The sequence below is a fragment of the Clostridium chrysemydis genome, assembly GCF_015234215.1.
Classification (GTDB): domain Bacteria; phylum Bacillota; class Clostridia; order Clostridiales; family Clostridiaceae; genus Clostridium; species Clostridium chrysemydis.
Genome location: NZ_JADEKP010000026.1, coordinates 1 through 641, shown reverse-complemented (window position 1 = coordinate 641; position 641 = coordinate 1). Strand labels below are relative to the sequence as shown.

Here is a 641-nt window from a genome sequence, read left to right as displayed (position 1 = left end):
TGTAGAGAGAAACAAAAAAACAAATTTTTAGGAGTGATTTAGATGAAAAAGATTTTTGAAGTAATTAAAGCAGTTGCACTAGTAACTTTTGTAGGATATGATGAAAGAAATTTAGAAAGATTATAGGGATTATGAGTAAATTAAATATTTTAAATCGGTTGAAAGAACCTATTTAATGGAGAGTTAAAATTTATCCATTACAATAGGTTCTTTTTTGTTTACATAAATTGCCTTTTACATTAAAATATAAATATACTCTTTGGAGGTGAATTTATATGAAGAGAATTAATTTAAATAGAACTTTAGCATATTTCTTATTTTTTGTAATCTTTGGTGGAATCCTAGCTTTATTTTACTTAGAATCTTTAATAATCCCACTTGCAGCAGCTTCTTTAGTTTTTAATATTCCTGATAAATTTTTAAATTATCTCCAAAACTTAAATCTAATAAGCCTTAAGTAATATTTCAAAATTGTAAGGTAAGTGAAATCTAAATCAATACTATTTCCATACCTCTTTGCATATAATTATTATTGTAGAGAGAAACAAAAAAACAAATTTTTAGGAGTGATTTAGATGAAAAAGATTTTTGAAGTAATTAAAGCAGTTGCACTAGTAACTTTTGTAGGATATGATGAAAGA

The 641-nt window shown here is 24.3% G+C and carries 1 protein-coding gene; it reads left to right on the top strand.

Features of this window, described 5'->3' with window-relative positions; all coding sequences use genetic code 11:
* Positions 1-275 precede the first annotated feature (275 nt).
* Positions 276-461, top strand: coding sequence for a hypothetical protein (locus tag INR60_RS17175; protein ID WP_194192696.1), 186 nt, complete (start codon positions 276-278; stop codon positions 459-461).
* The last annotated feature ends 180 nt before the right edge of the window (positions 462-641 follow it).

Coding starts and splice junctions, on each gene's coding strand:
- INR60_RS17175 (WP_194192696.1), top strand. CDS start 276: ATGAAGAGAATTAATTTAAATAGAACTTTAGCATATTTCTTATTTTTT.